Here is a 17,506-nt window from a genome sequence, read left to right on the forward strand (position 1 = left end):
GCACGCCCTATTCGACGGGCTCGAAGCGGTAGCCGTCCCAGTCCTGACTCTCGGGTTCGCGGATCCCGGCGCCGGGTTCTCGGAGTTCGTCGACGTGGACCGGCCGGACTTCGTCGCCGGTCTCGATATCGCCGGTCGTAAGCTGACCGATCGCGCGGACCGATTCGCCGTCCACGTCGAACTCGACGATCGCGAGGTGGTTCGGTTCGCGGACGCCGGGCGGCGTTGCCGTCGAGGTCGTCCACGTGACGACCTCGGCCGTGTACTCGCTCAGGTCGATCGTTTCCGCCGGCTCCGCGCCGCCGGGGCCGCGCGGGTGGCCGGGGTAGCTGATCGAACCGTCCTCGTACTTGGTGGCTTCCATCGTCATTGTGCTGCCTCCATGATGGTCGTGATGACGCAGTTGCCGAAGCCGCCGACGTTACAGCAGAGGCCGACGTCGGCCTCGACCTGTCGCGGACCGGCTTCGCCCATCAGCTGTTCGTAGATCTCGACGGCCTGCGCGACGCCGCTGGCGCCGAGCGGGTGGCCCTTGGACTTGAGCCCTCCGGAGGTGTTGATCGGGAGTTCGCCGGTGTCGCGCTCGGTGTAGCCCTCCTCGACGAGCTTCCAAGCCTCGCCCTGCTCGGCGAAGCCCAGCCCCTCCATCTGGAGGAACTCGAGGATGGTGAACATGTCGTGGAGTTCGGCCACGTCGATGTCGTCGGGGCCGCGACCGCTCATCTCGTAGGCGCCCTCGCCGCTCTCGACGACGCCGCCCATTACGGTCGGATCCTCGCGTTCGTGGACGACGTGGGTATCCGTCGCGCCGTCGATGCCCGAGATGACGACGTAGTCGTCGGTGTACTCCCGGGCGACCGATTCGGGACAGAGCATCAGGGCCGCCGAGCCGTCCGTGATCGGACAGAAGTCGTACAGCCGCAGCGGGTCGGCCACGATCGGCGACTCGAGCACCGTCTCGAGATCGACCTCCTTCCGGAACTGCGCGTTCGGATTGTCGACGCCGTTCTTGTGGTTCTTGACGGCGACCTTCGCGAGACTCTCGCGGGGCGCGTCGAACCGCTCTAAGTAGTGGCGCGCGGTCAGGCCCGCAAACGAGGGCAGGGTCACGCCGTGTTTGTACTCGGCGGGGTGGGTCAGCGACGCGATGACGTCGGTGGCCTCGCCGGTCGTCTTGTGAGTCATCTTCTCGCCGCCGACGAGGAGGGTCATGTCGCTGGCCCCGCTGGCGACGGACTGCCAGGCGGCGTAGATCCCCGCGCCGCCGCTGGAGCTGGTCTGGTCGATGCGTTGGGTGTAGGCCGGTACCGCGTCGAGGTCCTGTGCCACGGCGTTCATCACGCCCGTCTGGCCCTCGAACTCGCCGCTCGCCATGTTCGAGACGTACAGGTGCTCGACGTCCGCGGCGTCGACACCCGCGTCCTCGAGACACTCGAGCCCGGCCTCCGAGAGGAGGTCCAGGATCCAGGCGTCCCGCTGCCCGAACTGGGTCATGGACGAGCCGATGATTGCAACACGTTCCATATCCTACGGGACTCGAGTCAGCAATTTATAGGATAGGGATTGCGACGGGCGGTTAGGCCGACTCGGCCGCCGTCGTCCGCAACTCGCCCGCGCGCGAGCGCGCCTGCGAGATCACTGCAGGGCGGGCCTCGAAGGAAACGATGACGTCCTGATCGCCGTAGGTGACGTCGTCGACGTGTGCGTTGTCGTGGATCCACGAGACCAGACTCATCGTATCGTCGGTCATCGGCAGCATGAGTCGCTCCGCTTCCCAGTCGGGCAACTCCGCATCGATCCGATCGAGCAGCGCTTCGACGTTCGTGCCCTCCTGTGCGCTGACCGTGACCGGGTTCGGCGCGAGCGAGGAGAGCGCCCGCCGCTTCTCCGCGAGTTCGTCGTCGTCGACCTTGTCGATCTTGTTCAGCACGGTCACGATCGGCGCTTCGTTGCGCTCGTAGAGGGTGTCGTGACAGGTGACGAGTTTCTCGTGGATCTCGTCGATATCCTCGCTGACGTCGACGACGAGCAAGACGAGATCCGCCCGGTAAACCGAATCGAGCGTCGACTTGAACGACTCGACGAGCCAGTGGGGCAGGTCGCTGATGAACCCGACGGTGTCGGTCACCAGCACGTCGCGAGGTTCGATGTCCGCGCGGCGGGTCGTCGTCCCCAGCGTCGTGAACAGCTTGTCCTGGGACTCGGCCGTCGCGTCGAGGTCCCGGTGGAGCCCCTCGTTCTCGTCGACGTCGAGGTCGGCCGCGAGCCGGCGCAGCAGCGTCGACTTGCCGGCGTTCGTGTAGCCCGCGAGCGCGACCAGATCGAAGCCCGAGTCGCGGCGACGCTCCCGACGCTGCTCCTCGGTCTGTTCGATGCGCTCGAGTTCGTCCTTGATCCGGCTGATCTGGTCCTTGATGTCCTGTTCGCGGCTCTCGTCGTACTCGCCCAGCCCCATGAAGCCGGGGTGCTCGTCGCGCTTGGCGAGGCTGGTCTTCGCTTCGGCGCGGGGCAGTTCGTAGCGGAGTTCGGCGAGTTCGACCTGCAGCTGCGCCTTCCGGGTCTGGGCGCGCTGGCCGAAGATCTCGAGGATCAGCGTGAATCGGTCGATGACCTCGACGCCCTCGGGGAGCATTTGGCCGAGGTTGTAGGTCTGGTAGGGACCGAGCCGGTTGTCGAAGATGACGGTCGTCGCCCCGGTTTGCTCGACGACCGCGGCGAGTTCCTCGGCCTTCCCTTCCCCGAGTTGAAGGGCGGGATCGGCCTTCCGCGACTGGGAGATCTCACCGACGACCGTGTAGCCGGCCGCGGTAGCGAGGTCGCGAATTTCGGTCGTATCTGGCGTTCCGGAGTCGACGCGCTTGGCGATGATCGCGTTCATGCGAGTGGATGTGAGTGTGCGTGAGTCGGACGGTGGTCGTCACGTCGCTCGCTCGAGGGTGAGACGCGACTCGAGCCGAGCGGCGGCGCTTCGTCAGTGTCCGTCGTGAGCCGACTGCACGGCTGCTCGAGGGCCGCGGACGGTCGACGCTGGGACCGATGCCGCGGGACCCTCGACACGCTAACGATGCCGGCCGCACACCTCCGTTGACCGAACGAGTGACATAGATGCACGTACGCATCCGACCGCCTTGAATCCCGCGCCCGTCGTCGTCGGACGAGCCCGTCACGGCCGAAAGCAGCCGAATTCCGCAGCGACGAACCCGAATCGAAATCCGATACCGTCCAAGTGGACAGCGATCACAACAGTCATTATCGCCGACTCGAATGGTCGTGGCGATGATCGATGTCGATCCCGCAACGCTCGCCCTCGAGTTCGGCGGCGGGCTGGTGATCGGTGCGCTGGTCGGCTTCGGGACGAAGCGGGTCGCGAAGGTCCTCGCGATCGTGGTCGGAATCCAGTTGATGGCCTTTCGCTACCTCGAGTCCCAGGGGATCGTTATCGTCGACTACGAGCGGCTCTCGGCCGGGCTCGTCGGTAGTGGAGAACAGGTCGACGGAGTCGCGACGCCGTGGCTCGAGTCGGTGCTCTCGACGCTGACGATCGGCACCGGATTCGCGAGCGGCTTTCTGATCGGCTTTCACCGCGGGTAATCGGCCGTCTCGGATCGACTGACACAGCGGAAAAGCAATCGGCCGACGGGCTCGAAACGGTTGCTCCCGCCCCGCGACGCGCTATCGCGTCTTGATGTCGTCCTTGTCCTTGATGATCTCCGTCTCCGCTTCGCCGCTCGTGTGCTCGTTGACGACGTCGTAGAACTCGTTTTGCAGCCCCGCGGGGAACGTGAGCACGCCGATCCACGAGCCGTCGGACTGCCACTCCTCGCGCTCGAGATCGCCGAACTGCCGGATCTTTGCCTGCGCGCTACCCGCGTGCTCGGCGGGGATCTGTACGGCGACCGTCACCTCCTCGAACCGGATCGGGATGACCGGCCGCAGGTCGTCCAGCGCGTCGTCGACCTGACTTTCGACCGGTTCCATCGGATCGACCGTAAAGCCCGCCTCCTCGAGCGCGTTCTCGATGCGCTCGGGCGGGTGGGGCGCGTTGTCCATCTGCGGGTTGACCGCGTTGCGCGTAATCGTGTCGATCAGTTGCCGGCGCTTCTGTTCTTGCATCTCGCGGCGCTGCTCGGCCGTGATCTGAATTTCTCCCTCTTTGATCACCTCGGGGATGATCTCGAGGGGCTCGGTCGTATCGAAGACCTTCTCGAGGTCGTTCTCGGCCGGCCGATCGCCCCGCGAGGCGTCCTCGAAGACGTCTTCGGCGGCGATAACGTCCTCGAGGTCCCCGTCGAACTCGCCGCGTTTGATCGCCAGTGCCGCGTCCGGATCTACGAGGACTTCGAAGCGCGCCCCGTGGGACTCGAGTCGCGCCGTCACCGCCTCGTCGAGTGATATCATACCGGAGCATACCTCCGGCCGACTAAAAGAGCTTTTCCTGACGGTTCGGCTCGAGTATCGGAACCGGGCTCGCAACCGCAACCAAAGTCTTGCTGCCGCTCAGGTGCGAACACGGTTGGAACTCTCCGGACGGACGTTTCGGGCCGAACCCGGCCCGTGTCGGGGCCGACGTCGACTCGGTCGCAAAAGCGGGGTCGCGTCGCGGTCGAATCGGTGGGGGACCCGAACCGGGATCCCCCGCCGAACTCGAGACTCGATTACGCCGACGGGTCGTTACTCGTCGGTTTCTTCTTCCTCCTCGCTGCCGAGGAGGTCGTTCTCTTCGAGGTGGGTCGCGATCTTGTCCTGGTCGAACTGCTCGAATTCCTCCGTCTCGACGTCGACGGTCGCCAGCCCGACTTCGCTCGGAAGCAGGGAGCCGTCGTTGACCGACGCGAGCGCGTCCAGCGCGAGCTGGATGCCGCCGTCTAAGTCGGCTTCCTCGTCGTAGTTCTGCTCGAGGTAGTCCTGGAGGTCGCTGCGGTCGGCGCCGACGGCCAGGGCCTTCCACTCGTAGGGGGTCCCCGACGGGTCGGTCTCGAAGAGGCGCGGCTCGCCGTTCTCGATGCCGCCGACGATCAGCGCGACGCCGAACGGGCGGGCGCCGCCGACCTGGGTGTACTGCTGGATGTGGTCGGTGACTTCCTTGGTCAGCGTCTCGACGCCGATGGGCTCGCCGTAGCGCAGCTGGTTGACCTGCGTCTGGCGACGCGCGAAGTCGATCAGCTGGCGGGCGTCGGCGACGTGGCCGGCGCTGGCGATGCCGATGTGGTCGTCGGCCTTGTGAATTTTCTCGACGCTCGAGTCCTCGAGCAGCGGCGACGGGACGCGCTTGTCGACGGCGAGTACGACGCCGTCCTGGGTCCGCACACCGATGCTTGCTGTTCCTCGCTTGACCGCCTCACGGGCGTACTCGACCTGGTAGAGTCGACCGTCCGGTGAGAAGATCGTGATGCCGCGGTCGTACGCCTGCTGTTGGGCTTGTCCCTGCATAGTATCACGCTAAATCTGAATCGTAGTCGTAATCGAGGTCTGTCGCACCCGCGAACGACTCCTCGAGTCGCACGTCGGCGACTTCGTTTCGCACGACGGCGACCCGCTCCTCGTTCCCGAACACGACGTTTCTCTCCTCGGAAACTTGCCCGCGTCGACCTAAATACTTTTCTTCAGCGGCACGGATCGTGCCACTGATACCGCGGACCCGAATTCCGACGGCAGCACCGTCTATCTCGTCGATACAGGCGATCGCCGCGCGGGCCGGTTCGGTCTCGCCGCGACGGACTTTGATAATCGCCTCACCGATTCCGTCCGTAAACTCGAACCGAACGACGCTCAGATCGGCGTCCGCGCTCCCCGGATCGCCCAGCAGGTTCTGGCCCGCGTACCACACCTCCCGCTGGAACACCCGCCGGTCGATCGACTCGTCGGGCCACGTCTCGAGTCCGACGGCGAGGTAGCGCCACCGGGGCCGGAGGTGTTTCGGGAGGTGCTTCATTCGTCGCTTTCGACGGCCTCAGCGTCGGACTCGGCCGCCGGCGTCCGCTCGGCGACGAGCACCCCGACCTGGTCGTGGACGCGCTCGACGGCCGTCAGCGAAAAGCCGGCGTCAGTAAAGGCGTCCGCGAGGTCGCCGACCGTCGCCGGATCGTCGACCTCGGGCGAGTAGAACGGTTCCGCCGGGTCTGGTTCGCCGAAGAACATCACGTCCCCGAGGACGAACTTGCGCGGCTCGAGGTCGGCGATGACCGAAATCGCCTCGCGCTTCTCGTCGTCCGAGAGGTGGTGCATCGCGAAGTTCGAGGTAACGACGTCGACCGCGTCGTCGTACTCCGGTTCGCGGAAGGTACCGTAGTCGAACTCGAGGTTCTCGAGGCCCTCCTCGTCGGCCTTCCGCTGGGCTTCCTCCATCATGCCCTCGCTGATGTCGCGGCCGACGACCCGCTCGGCGTCCTCGGCGAGCGGGAGCGCGATGGCGCCGGTTCCGGTGCCGAGGTCGAGGACGACGTCCGTCGACTCGGGGGCGGCGTGTTCGATCACGAGGTTCGCGCAGGCGCGGTACTCGTCCGACTTGGACTCGTCGTACTCGCTGGCTTTCTCGTCGAACCGGGCGGCGTGGTCCTCAAGATCCTTCTTCATACCTGCCCCGTTCGACCCCGGGCTCAATGAACGACTCGGACTGGATGTGGCGATTGCGCTCGGCGATCCGCCCCCATTCGGCGAGCCCCTCCTCGACGAACTCGCTCGAGAGGCCGATCTGTTCGCCCAGCGCCGCCAGTTCCCGCGGGGCCCGGAGCTCGAGGTGCGAGTCCGGCGTCGCGCTCACGACGTAGGGCGCGTCGTAGTAGTCGACGATTTCAGCGAGTTTGCGCAGCGACTGCAACTCGCGGACTCGGCGGCCACCGTGGGTTCGTAGCACCGGCGAGAGATCGAACTCGAGGCGCACGCCGTTCTCGAGGGCGGCCTTCGCGAGGACGTGGTTGACGTCGCCCTCGTCGGCCATCGGGCGGGCGAGTACGTCGACCTTCTCGTTCTCGACGGCGAAGCGATTCATCGCCGGGGTCCCGCCCGCGACGGTGACGATGGTCTCGTCGGTCCGGTAGTTGCCGACCGCGCCGCTGGCCTGCTGGGGGTTGTCGGCCCGAATTTCGACGCCCGCCACGACGTCGACGCCGTACTCCTCGCGAATCCGGTCGGGGTCGTAGTCGGCGCGTGCGCCGGACGGGTTGCGCACGACCACGCCCTCGAAGCCGTAGTCGGCGGCCGCGCGGGCGAACCTGGCGACCGTACTCTGTCCGTCGGGGTGGGCGTGGACGGCCTCGTACATACGCGTCCCCTCTCGCGGCTGGGACTTGGGGTTTGCGTCATCCGCCGCTGCTGACCGACCGTATCCGCCATCGTTAGGCCGGGAGTCCGTCTCGAGCACCACGAGAGACGGACGACTCGGGGGAGGGCAGGCCGTCGCCCGGTACTCACCGCGAGCGAACGTAGTGAGCGAGCGAAGCGAGGCGGCACTGCCGGCTCGGAACCGCGAACGGCGCAGCCGTGAGCGGGCCGACGACTGACGTGGAGAACGCTACGCGTTCGGAACGGAAGGAGGAGTGCTTTTCATCGAAGTTTTGCCGAGTGCGGTCGCGAAGCGACCGCACGTGGTTCGAGACGCCGAAGGCGTCTCGTCATCACGGAAGACGCGAAGCGTCTTCCGAACGACAGCGCAAAAGTTCGGTTCTAGTTGAGGATGGACTGTGCCACCGTCGCGAGTTGGCCGTTATCCGCTTCCTGCAGGCGCTCGTCGCCGATCTTCAGACGCAGGCGCGGGCGGCCGACGTCGATCGGGACCTTCTCGGTGTCGATCAGGCCCATGTCTTCGAGTTTAGTCTTCGTCCGGCTGAACGTCGCTTTCGAGGCGATACCGACGTCCTCGCCCCACTTGCTGATGTCGTACAGCAGCGCTTCGTTCTTGGCGGCGACAAGCAGCGAGATCGTGACCTCGTCGAGGCCGTCCCCGTCGCCGCGGGCCGTCTCGAGCGAGTCCAAGATCGCGGTGAAGTCGGCCTCGGCCTCGGGGCTGATCTCCTCGGACAGCGTTTCGCGGACGTCCGAGATCGGCGGCGTCCGGAGGTTGTACGTCGAGGCTGCCTCCCAGCGCTCGGCGTAGGTGTCGTAGGTGTCCTCGACGAAACTCTCGTCGTCCGTGATGAGCCCGCCGACGCGGTCGCCGGCGTGGACGATCGCGACGATCCGATCCTCAGTGATGACCAGCGAGTTCTCGGGCGCCTCCTCGAGCGTCCGCAGGGCGAGGGCGTCCTCGCTGATGAGGTCGGCCGCGTTCGAGGCGACGATGAAGTCGTCCATCACTTCCTTCAGCGTCCGCTCGTCGGCGAGCATGTGCACCGTCGGCAACGTGCCGTCGAAACCGGTCGCAACGCCGACGAACTCCTCGATCGCATCCCGGGACGGATTGACCATGTAAATGTCCCCACTCGCGTCCGTTAGGATGGACTCGAGGATATCGTCAATCTGGTGATTGAGTAAATTCGAGGTCATCTCTCTACAGAAGTAAACGGATGTTCGCTACTTAATTTTGGTGGCCATTTGCACGCGATAACTTTGCTGTTGGGCCATCTAACGGTAATTTTTGTCCGATCATTCGTTGGTCAGATTACAGTATATGGCGGTCGTCTAACGCGATTCCGGCTACTGCTGGCGATTAGGGATCGTTATTATCTTCCAAATACGTATTTTTCATTATGCCAACTGTTATGTGATTCCTGTGTGACCACAAGAGCGTATGGGTGATCGCGATACGCAGCGGTTGGCCCCTCGATCGCTTGCCGACCAGTCCCCCCGTGTCCGAACGGACGACGTTCGGGTTGTCCCACCTGCAGGATCGAAAGGAGTCAGCACCTACGGCGGTCCGTAGCGACCGTCATTCGAACCGAGCGCACAGTTCCCGCGACCAGTAGACGTCGCCGTCGTAGATGACGGCGGCCTCCGTATTTTCGAGCAGGGCCGCCAGTTCCGGCGCCGAGAGAACGAAGTTCGATTCGTTGCCACACAGCGTCGCGGCCGTGGCGTCGGCGTGTGGGACGTAGTACGACCCGGTCGTCCGCGTCGAGTAGCAGTCGAACGTCACCAGGTACCGGGGAGTATCCGCGTCACCGCTCGACCGCGGACGCGAGCGCGCGGTCGACGCTGTTCCCGCGCCCGTTCTGGACTCCGTCCGTCTCGATCGCGAGCGCGCCCGCTGGCCGTCCGTGAGCGGTTCGATCGTGATCGTCGTGGGGAACGGATTGGTTCCCTGTGCGAGCGAGTGGGTGCCGTCGCCGACGACCGCGTAGTCTTTCCCCATCATGATCCGGCGCCTCGCGAGGCGCATGGCGCGTTCGATGCTGAAGCCGTGGACGAGGAAGGTAGCGAACGCCGAGCCGACCTTGATCGCGTGGTCGTTGAGGACCTTCGTGAACGTGACCGCGCCGGCGACGCTGCCCTTCTCGACCAGCTTCTGTCCCTCGTAGAAGGAGCCACAGGCGTTCAGGAAGAACGTCTGGGTCCGACAGCGGTCGAGCGACGAAATCGAGAGCGATCCGTCGGGACAGCACAGGCCGCAGGTCTCGCAGTGCCCGATGTAGTGGACGAAGTCGTTTTCCGATTCGAACAGGCGAGCGAGTTCGGCCGTCTCGAGCGATTCCTCGACGGTGACGTCCATCGAGCGCTCCTGGGCGCGGCGCCGGTAGATCGCGGCGACGTCGTCGTGTTCGCCGGCCATCTCGGGATCGTTGAGGACGACGCGGATCGACGTCGACTCGCGTTCGTCCGCTCGCTCGAGGTAGTCGAGCCGATTCCGGTAGGCTTCGGGGGCGGATTTGAAGACGTCGATCGGGACGCCCTCGGCGAGCCAGCCGTGGGTGCGGCCGTGCCGGAGTTCCGGCTTGACGATGTCGACGGAGGCGACCTGACCGCTACTGGCCCTGGTGCGGTAGTCGGCCTCGAGTTCAGGTTTCCGACCGATTTGCGGTGGTGCGTCGAACCCGTTCCTGGTCGCAGTTACCTGCCCTTTCTCGATTCCAGTCCCGCTCCCGTCTACGGTCCCGGTCTCAGTCTCCGCAACCTCATCGCGACCGCGATAGAACTCCTCGAGCGAGCGTTCGACGAGTTCCTTCCCCTCGAGTTCGGTGGTTCGAGGCCGGTAGATCAGGCTCATTCGATCGAGCAGGAACGGCAGCGTCTCGAGGCTGTCGTAGGAGGGGCAGACGTACGTCGCGAGGTGCCACTCGGGCAGTCGGTGTTCGATCGCCTCGTAGGGGACCTCGAGGTACGCCGCGAGGCGTTCGTCCGGCGACGCCTCGTACAGCGACTCGCTCTCGAGGCCGAGCGCGTCGAGGACGCTGCACTCGCCGAGGGCGGTGCCGTACGGCCCCGCGTTCCGGACCAGGCAGTCCAGAAAGAACGTCTTCCGGAGCAGCCGCTCGACGTCGCTCTCGAGGGCCGGCATCGCGGGAAGGTGGCGCTCGATCCCCTGCTCGGGGAGTCGCAGCCGCGCGCCGTCGGGACAGTCCGCCCCCTCGAGCGTATCGGTGACGTGGACGGACGCCTGCAGGTAGTACGCGAGCGGCGCCGTCACGTACAGCGGCTCGTACCGGGGCGGCACGGCGAGTTCGATCCCCGTCTCGGGGAGGTCCGCGCGCAGACAGTCCGAAATCTCGAGTTCGTCGCCGGGCTCGAGCAGCGGGGGATGACCGCGAAGCGTCGGGTACGTCCGGTCGGGGCCGTCGGTCCGGTGGGCGGCGCCGAGGTGCGTAATCGCTTCGGCGATCGCCGCCGGCTCGTCCGGCACCGTCATCGAGCCGACGGGCAGTTCGTTGCGGCTCCGGAAGCCGACCGTCACCGACGTTCGCTCGGGGAAGGAGACGACGATCGACTCGAAGTCGTCGGTCTGCTCGATGATCGCCCGGCCGGTAAACTGGAGGTAGACCTTGATTTCGGCGTCGATGTCGATAACGTACTCGCCCGACGGGAGCGCGACCGGGTCGCCGTTCGGATCGAGTTCGTACCGGTCGTCGGCCTCGAGCGCGAAGGCGTAGCAGACGGCGTGTGGAAACTGGAGTTCGCTCGCGGTCACGACGACGCTCTCGTCGATCGGTCGCGGCATCTCGACCGCGTCGTCGACGACGGAAAACTCGCCGCGGACCGCCACCGTCGCGCTGTCCACGTCGCGAGCGTAGAGCGTCTCGCGGTCCAGTTCCCACTCGATCATGTACTCTACTGCATGTCACCCCGTTCAGTTAGTCTTACTGACTGTTACCGTTACTTATCGGTGTCGGTCGTGCGGGTTGCCCACACTCGGACCCTCGGGTTCCCGGGGACCGTCCCGACGGCTCGAATCGGGCGAAAAGGTACACTTATGCCGTCCCCAGTTCGCACAACGCACATGGAACACGACCACGTTCGGGAGGTCGATCCCGACGTCGCCGACGCGCTCGAGAACGAGGTCGACCGCCAGCGGTCGACGCTGCAGATGATCGCCAGCGAGAACCACGCCAGCGAGGCCGTCATCGACGCCCAGGGGAGCGCCCTGACGAACAAGTACGCCGAGGGCTACCCCGGCGAGCGCTACTACGGCGGCTGCGAGTTCGCCGACGACGTCGAGGAACTCGCGATCGAGCGCGCGACGGAGCTGTTCGGCGCCGAGCACGTCAACGTTCAGCCCCACGCCGGCACGCAGGCCAACCAAGCCGTCTACTTCGCGATGCTCGAGCCCGGCGATAAGATCCTGTCGCTGGATCTGAACCACGGCGGCCACCTGAGCCACGGCCACCCCGCGAACTTCACGGGCCAGCTCTACGAGGTCGAGCAGTACGAGGTCGACCCCGAGACGGGCTACATCGACTACGAGAGCCTCGCGGAGCACGCCGCGGAATTCGACCCCGACATCATCGTCTCGGGCTACTCCGCGTACCCCCGCGAGATCGAGTGGGAGCGCATTCAGGACGTCGCCGACGACGTCGACGCGCTCCACCTCGCGGACATCGCCCACATCACCGGCCTCGTGGCGGCGGGCGTCCACCCCTCGCCAGTTGGCGTCGCCGACTTCGTCACCGGCTCGACCCACAAGACGATCCGCGCGGGCCGCGGCGGCATCGTCATGTGCGACGAGGAGTACGCCGACGACATCGACTCGGCGGTCTTCCCCGGCGGCCAGGGCGGCCCGCTGATGCACAACATCGCCGGCAAGGCGGTCGGCTTCAAGGAAGCGCTCCAGCCCGAATTCGAGGACTACGCCGAGCAGACCGTCGCGAACGCGAAGGCCCTGGGCGAGTCGCTGTCCGAGCACGGCTTCTCGCTGGTCTCGGGCGGCACCGACAACCACCTCGTGCTGGTCGACCTGCGCGAGAGCCACCCCGACACCTCCGGCGGCGACGCCGAGGAGGCGCTCGAGGAGGCCGGCATCGTCCTCAACGGGAACACGGTCCCCGGCGAGACGCGCTCGCCGTTCGACCCGAGCGGCATCCGCGCCGGGACGCCGGCGCTGACGACCCGCGGCTTCGACGAGGACGACTGCCGCAAGGTCGGCGACCTCATCGCCCGCGTGATCGACAACCTCGAGGACGAAGAGGTCATCGCCGAGGTCCGCGAGGAAGTCGAGGAACTCTGCGAAGCGAACCCGCTGTACGAGTAACCCCCGCTCGGATCCCCCGAACCGACTGCGCTCTCACATCTCCCGTCTCGTTTTACGCCTTCTCGAGCGCTGCGCGCCACTGCGCGTCCCCGTAGTTCGTCGCGACGACTTCCCAGGGCGTGCCGATCGTCGCCTCGCGGAGCCGATCGACGCTGAAGAGTCGAAAGAGCAGCGTCTCACTGACCGCGTCCTCGTAGACGAGGTGGTAGACCCGGTAGGCGAGCCCCGGCGTCGGATCCTCGCGGTAGGCGAAGGCGTCGCTCGTGGCCTCGAGTTCGGGCGCGTAGTTGTCGAGGACGGCGGTCGCGTCGGGCGTCGTCACGTGTGCGAGATCGACGAGGAACTCGCGAACGCCCGCCATCGATCCGGCTAACCCGATCTGCGTACCGATCGCGTGCGCCGACCGGAACCGGTCGCGGTCGAACTGCTCGCGGAGCGCGAACATGTCCCCGCGGCGGGCGTCCTCGACGCCGCGGTCGCGCATCGTCTCGACGAGGCGCTCGCTGACCTCGATCGCGACGGTCTCGTACCGCTCCTGGTAGTAGAGCGCGTCACGTCCCGCACCGGCGCCCATATCGAGAACCGGTCCCTCGATCCACTGGTCCCGCCATGCGCCCGACTCGTGGTCGCCGAAGTACCACTCCTCGATCCGGTGCTCGCGCACGTCGTTGCCATCGCGGTCGAGCAGCGGTTCCGATCGCTCGCCTCGGTAGTGGTCGCGGACGGCGCGACCGAGTGGGTCCGTCATACTCTGTGACACACTGGCAAATTTAATAAAACTGTAACACGGTGTGGTACCAGATATCACTCTTGGCCGACACCCGAGGTGCGCTCGAGCACGCTCGCGCTCCCTGTCACTCGCCGGCACGCGGCTTTTGCCCCGACCGGTCGTACCGCCGCTATGTCCACGCGCCCGACCGGAACTATTCTCGACGACGATCGGTTGCTCGAACTCCGGAAGACCGACGAATCGGCGGCCTCGGAGCTGGCGCTCGAGTTGACGCCGGTCACCGAGTTCATGGACGCCGCGGCCGGCGATCAGATCGACTGGGACGTCGACGAGTACGAAGACCAGCCGATGCTCGTCTGTAGCGCCATCCCTGACGCGCAGGTCGCCGACGCGCCCTACCCGCGCCAGTTGCTCGAGGAAAGCGGCGAGATCGTCGCGCCCGTCCCGGACCCGCTCGTTCGGGCCGAGCCGCCCGAGGGGTTGGGGCTCGATCTCGAGGCGTACGACCCCTCTCAGCCCCTGCTGTTCGACGCGATCACGGCCGCGGAGACGATCGGCCTCGTTCCGGTCCGATTCGACGACGGGGAACCGTACCGCGCCGAACCGCTGCCGAACACGCCCGACGACAGCGATCCGATCGCCGAGGGGACCATCGAGCACGAGCGCGACGGCGACCCGACGCCCCGGCCCGAGACGATGGACGCGCCGATCGATCCGCTCGCGTTCGACGACGTCATGGCCAACGCGCCGACCGACGTTCCCGAGGCCGACGTCGTCGGCATCCTCGAGGCCATCGAGACCCACGACCTCGTCGGAGCGGGCGATCACGTCGCCGGCAAGCCGCCGCTGTCAGTCGACGACCGAGCCGTCTGTCTACTTCCCGACGACGCCTGGACGGAACGGCTGGCACCGGCCCTCGAGGAACGCGACGTGGACGTCGATCTCGGCGCGCTCGAGGTCGCGAAGGCGGTCCACGAGCGCCAAGCCGAGGAGTTGGTCGCGGCAGCCGGGACCGACGAGTACGATGATCTCCTCGAGGCGTACGCCGTCGTCGTCACCGACGAACGGGACACGGCCGAGTGGGAGGTTTCGGAGCCCGGAACGGCGGATCGCAGCTAAGAGTGTTCTGGTCGCCGCCTCGCAGTCGTCGCGATTCGGCTGATTCATCGGTCGTCGGAATCGGCACGAGCGAGCGGTCTTTGCCAACGTGACTTGGATTACATATTCACACTCGTGCATACTATTAGCCAGTAGAACCCCCGTTCTGCGCACGAATCCGAGGGTTAATGAGTCTCGCGGTCGCCGTCTCGAGTATGAGCGAGAGCGAAACCGAAACCGAGACCGAGACCGAGATCATCGACGGCAACGCCGTCGCGAGCCAGATTCGCGAAGACCTGACCGACGCCATCGAGACGCTCGCCGACGCGGGCGCGCGACCGGGGCTGGCGACGGTGCTGATGGGCGACGACCCCGCCAGCGAGACCTACGTGAACATGAAACAGCGCGACTGCGAGGAGGTCGGCATCGAGAGCTACCACGTCGACGTCGACGGCGACGCCCCGCCGGAGACGCTGTACGACGAAATCGCCGATCTCAACGAGAACGACGACGTCCACGGCTACATCGTCCAAGCACCCGTCCCGGACCACGTCGACTACCGCGAGGTCATCCGCCGAGTCGACCCCGCGAAGGACGTCGACGGCTTCCACCCCGAGAACGTCGGCCGGCTGGTCGCTGGCGACGCTCGCTTCCGCCCCTGCACGCCCCACGGCGTCCAGAAACTGCTCGAGGCCGCGGACGTCGAGACCGAGGGCAAGGACGTGACGATCGTCGGCCGCTCCGATATCGTCGGCAAACCGCTGGCGAACCTGCTGATCCAGAAGGCCGAAGACGGCAACGCGACGGTGACGGTCTGTCACTCCCGCACGGACGACCTCGCCGAGAAGACTCGCAGCGCCGACATCGTCGTCGCCGCGGCCGGCGTGCCGGAACTGGTCGACGGCTCGATGATCGGCGAGGGCGCGGTCGTGATCGACGTGGGCGTCAACCGCGTCGACGCCGATAACGAGAAAGGGTACGAACTGGTCGGCGACGTCGAGTTCGAGAGCGCGAAGGAAAAGGCGAGCGCGATCACGCCGGTCCCCGGCGGCGTCGGTCCGATGACCCGCGCAATGTTGCTCTACAACACGGTCAAGGCCGCGAGCCTGCAGGAAGATATCGACGTCGACCTGCCCTGAATCGCTGTTGACTGCGGTCGTCTCGAGTTGCTTCCTCAATTTCCGCCGATCTTCGGTCCTGTTTTCTGCTCCCGCGCAACGCCCGCTCGCTACTCGACCGCCGTGAACTCGAGACCCTCGAGTCGGTCCTGCGCCCGCCCGAACGCCAGTTCGTCGCCCCGGAGGCCGTTGGCCAGATCGCGGGTCGCGTCGATCAACTGCTCGGCGGTTCGGGACTCGATATCGCCGTCGAGCATCCGGATCCGTTTGACGTGTTCGCCGAGCGTCTCGAGGGCGGTGCGCTCGCTCGTGGTGAGGTCCCGATCGCGTTCGTCGACCCAGGTGCGGACGTCGCGGCGGTACTCGCGGACGGCGTTGGCGTAGGCGAGTCCGCGGGCCGTCCGGAGTGTGGTCGGTACCTCCTCGACGGGCGGACGCTGGCCGTCGTCGGCGTCGCGAAGCAGGGAGAGAAAGTACAATTCCTCGCGGTCGTCGAGTTGGATTTCGCGCGCGACGATGTCTGCGACGTGGAGCAGTTCGGTCGCGGCGAGGTAGGTATCGTCGAGGTCGCGAAGCTGGCCGGCGTTGACGAACCCGCGGCGTCGGACGTAGTCCCGGCAGTGTTCCTGTGCACGTTCCGCGAGGTCGTCGGTCGGGACGTCATCGATGTCGCTGCGGACCGCCGTCAAATCGAAGGCAACCTGCAGGTCGGTGTGCTCAGTTCGCTCGTCGATTCCGACGCTGCGGATGCTGCCGCAGGCGGGACAGCCGATGCTGCCGGTTTCGTAGTACGACCAGCGAGTCCCACACTCCTTGCACTCGCGCTCGCCCCTGATCTTCATGGCCGGCAATAGGGCCGGCATCCAAAAAGTCCCTCCGGAGCGCCGGTGGTCGCTCTCAACCCGGTGACTCGTCATCTCACGACGAGTGTCTCCCGGTCCGGAGTATTCGAACTGATGACGGTTTTCGGAAACGGACGGTATAGCGTCGCTGACCGTCACGAGACGCCGGATGACGTTCAATAGGTGATTAACGTACGGCAGTTGCAGGCCGCACTGAAACCAACCGGAACGTTCTATCCGGGGATATGTCCCATCAAAGACTCAACCGACGCAAATTCGTCGCCGCGGCAGGTACAACTAGCGCGCTCGTGCTGGCCGGCTGTACCGACGGCGGCGGCGGAAACGGCGGCGAAGAGGGCAACGAAACCGAAGAAGACGGGATGGATACGACCGACGAAGAGGACAACGAGAGCGGGCTCGGCGACGAGAACGAGACCGAAGATAACGAAACGGACAACGAAACCGAGACGGAAACCTACACGCTGACGGTCACCGTCGAGGACGACCAGGGTGAGCCCGTCGAAGGTGCCACCGTTTCGGTCGAAGGCGACGGAGCGGGTGGCATGATGGACGACGAGATGGACGGCAACGAGACGGATGAGAACGCCACCGACGACAACGAAACCGACGACAACGAGAGCGCCCTCAACGAAACCGACGGCAACGAAACTGACGGCAACGAGACCGACGGCAACGAGACCGACGACGAGATGGGCGGTATGGGCCAGACCATGGAGGATGAGACCGACGAAAACGGCGAAGTCGAGTTCGAAGAACTCGAGGACGGTGACTACACCGTCACCGCCGAATCAGACGGCGAGGAAGCCGAGGACGAGGTCACGATCGATGGCGAGGACGAGGAACTTACGCTGACTCTCGGCGAAGGCGGCGCTGGCGACGAGATGGACGGCAATGAGACCGACGGCAACGAGAGCGCCCTCAACGAGACTGACGACAACGAAAGCGACGATAACGAGAGCGACGAGTAAGTCCCTGCGGCCGCTCACCGCCGAAGACACCGCGAGGGAATTCCGTTCGAACTCGATATCCGTCGAACCGACGGTGGTCCGTCTCGAAGACGGAGCACCGAACCGGTCTGCGCCCT

The 17,506-nt window shown here is 65.8% G+C and carries 17 protein-coding genes; 5 read left to right on the top strand and 12 right to left on the bottom strand.

Features of this window, described 5'->3' with window-relative positions:
* Positions 1–7 precede the first annotated feature (7 nt).
* From ATJ93_RS01260 to hflX, 3 genes are read right to left on the bottom strand one after another with little or no spacing between them, the layout of a single operon-like run.
* Positions 8–370 carry a PhlB family protein gene (locus tag ATJ93_RS01260; protein ID WP_120242829.1) on the bottom strand — a complete coding sequence of 121 codons (363 nt, stop codon included), beginning with the start codon at positions 368–370 and terminating at the stop codon, positions 8–10.
* The gene (locus tag ATJ93_RS01265) at positions 367–1,524 is read right to left on the bottom strand and encodes a thiolase family protein (protein WP_120242830.1); all 1,158 of its coding nucleotides are present in this window, start codon (positions 1,522–1,524) and stop codon (positions 367–369) included. Before ATJ93_RS01265 ends, ATJ93_RS01260 begins: the two co-directional genes overlap by 4 nt.
* A gap of 52 nt (positions 1,525–1,576) precedes the next feature.
* A complete protein-coding gene (hflX, locus tag ATJ93_RS01270; RefSeq protein WP_120242831.1) occupies positions 1,577–2,878 on the bottom strand; it encodes a GTPase HflX in 1,302 nt (433 codons plus the stop codon).
* Between the two features lie 398 nt (positions 2,879–3,276).
* On the opposite strand from hflX, the gene ATJ93_RS01275 reads away from it, so the two are divergent.
* Complete coding sequence (locus ATJ93_RS01275; protein WP_120243881.1) at positions 3,277–3,591, top strand: FUN14 domain-containing protein; 315 nt, start codon at positions 3,277–3,279, stop codon at positions 3,589–3,591.
* Positions 3,592–3,672: 81 nt separating this feature from the next.
* On the opposite strand, the gene ATJ93_RS01280 is transcribed toward ATJ93_RS01275, so the two are convergent.
* The 7 genes from ATJ93_RS01280 to ATJ93_RS01310 form a co-directional block, all read right to left on the bottom strand.
* Positions 3,673–4,398, bottom strand: coding sequence for a ribosome assembly factor SBDS (locus ATJ93_RS01280; protein ID WP_120242832.1), 726 nt, complete (start codon positions 4,396–4,398; stop codon positions 3,673–3,675).
* Between the two features lie 273 nt (positions 4,399–4,671).
* The gene (gene psmA, locus ATJ93_RS01285; RefSeq protein WP_120242833.1) at positions 4,672–5,430 is read right to left on the bottom strand and encodes an archaeal proteasome endopeptidase complex subunit alpha; all 759 of its coding nucleotides are present in this window, start codon (positions 5,428–5,430) and stop codon (positions 4,672–4,674) included.
* 4 nt (positions 5,431–5,434) lie between these two features.
* A complete protein-coding gene (locus ATJ93_RS01290; RefSeq protein WP_120242834.1) occupies positions 5,435–5,932 on the bottom strand; it encodes an Rpp14/Pop5 family protein in 498 nt (165 codons plus the stop codon).
* Positions 5,929–6,573 carry a class I SAM-dependent methyltransferase gene (locus tag ATJ93_RS01295; RefSeq protein ID WP_120242835.1) on the bottom strand — a complete coding sequence of 215 codons (645 nt, stop codon included), beginning with the start codon at positions 6,571–6,573 and terminating at the stop codon, positions 5,929–5,931. The genes ATJ93_RS01290 and ATJ93_RS01295 overlap by 4 nt, the downstream gene beginning before the upstream one ends.
* The gene (locus ATJ93_RS01300; RefSeq protein WP_120242836.1) at positions 6,557–7,261 is read right to left on the bottom strand and encodes an RNase P subunit p30 family protein; all 705 of its coding nucleotides are present in this window, start codon (positions 7,259–7,261) and stop codon (positions 6,557–6,559) included. Before ATJ93_RS01300 ends, ATJ93_RS01295 begins: the two co-directional genes overlap by 17 nt.
* 401 nt (positions 7,262–7,662) lie before the next feature.
* Positions 7,663–8,481 (bottom strand): transcriptional regulator TbsP, encoded by an 819-nt coding sequence (gene tbsP, locus ATJ93_RS01305; RefSeq protein ID WP_120242837.1) that lies wholly within the window; start codon positions 8,479–8,481, stop codon positions 7,663–7,665.
* Between the two features lie 382 nt (positions 8,482–8,863).
* Positions 8,864–11,191 (bottom strand): hypothetical protein, encoded by a 2,328-nt coding sequence (locus ATJ93_RS01310; protein WP_120242838.1) that lies wholly within the window; start codon positions 11,189–11,191, stop codon positions 8,864–8,866.
* A 174-nt stretch (positions 11,192–11,365) separates the two neighbouring features.
* On the opposite strand from ATJ93_RS01310, the gene glyA reads away from it, so the two are divergent.
* Complete coding sequence (gene glyA / locus ATJ93_RS01315; RefSeq protein WP_120242839.1) at positions 11,366–12,613, top strand: serine hydroxymethyltransferase; 1,248 nt, start codon at positions 11,366–11,368, stop codon at positions 12,611–12,613.
* A gap of 52 nt (positions 12,614–12,665) precedes the next feature.
* On the opposite strand, the gene ATJ93_RS01320 is transcribed toward glyA, so the two are convergent.
* Positions 12,666–13,361 (bottom strand): methyltransferase domain-containing protein, encoded by a 696-nt coding sequence (locus tag ATJ93_RS01320; RefSeq protein WP_120242840.1) that lies wholly within the window; start codon positions 13,359–13,361, stop codon positions 12,666–12,668.
* A gap of 153 nt (positions 13,362–13,514) precedes the next feature.
* Between ATJ93_RS01320 and ATJ93_RS01325 the strand changes: the two genes are divergently transcribed.
* Both ATJ93_RS01325 and folD read left to right on the top strand, forming a co-directional pair.
* On the top strand, positions 13,515–14,462 hold the full coding sequence (locus tag ATJ93_RS01325) for a hypothetical protein (protein WP_120242841.1): 948 nt from the start codon (positions 13,515–13,517) through the stop codon (positions 14,460–14,462).
* Between the two features lie 194 nt (positions 14,463–14,656).
* Complete coding sequence (gene folD, locus ATJ93_RS01330; protein ID WP_120243882.1) at positions 14,657–15,580, top strand: bifunctional methylenetetrahydrofolate dehydrogenase/methenyltetrahydrofolate cyclohydrolase FolD; 924 nt, start codon at positions 14,657–14,659, stop codon at positions 15,578–15,580.
* 89 nt (positions 15,581–15,669) lie between these two features.
* On the opposite strand, the gene ATJ93_RS01335 is transcribed toward folD, so the two are convergent.
* Positions 15,670–16,401 carry a DUF7117 family protein gene (locus tag ATJ93_RS01335; RefSeq protein ID WP_120242842.1) on the bottom strand — a complete coding sequence of 244 codons (732 nt, stop codon included), beginning with the start codon at positions 16,399–16,401 and terminating at the stop codon, positions 15,670–15,672.
* Between the two features lie 245 nt (positions 16,402–16,646).
* Between ATJ93_RS01335 and ATJ93_RS01340 the strand changes: the two genes are divergently transcribed.
* Positions 16,647–17,390, top strand: coding sequence for a hypothetical protein (locus tag ATJ93_RS01340; RefSeq protein ID WP_120242843.1), 744 nt, complete (start codon positions 16,647–16,649; stop codon positions 17,388–17,390).
* Positions 17,391–17,506 lie beyond the last annotated feature (116 nt).

It is taken from the genome of Halopiger aswanensis (assembly GCF_003610195.1).
In the GTDB taxonomy this organism is placed as follows: domain Archaea; phylum Halobacteriota; class Halobacteria; order Halobacteriales; family Natrialbaceae; genus Halopiger; species Halopiger aswanensis.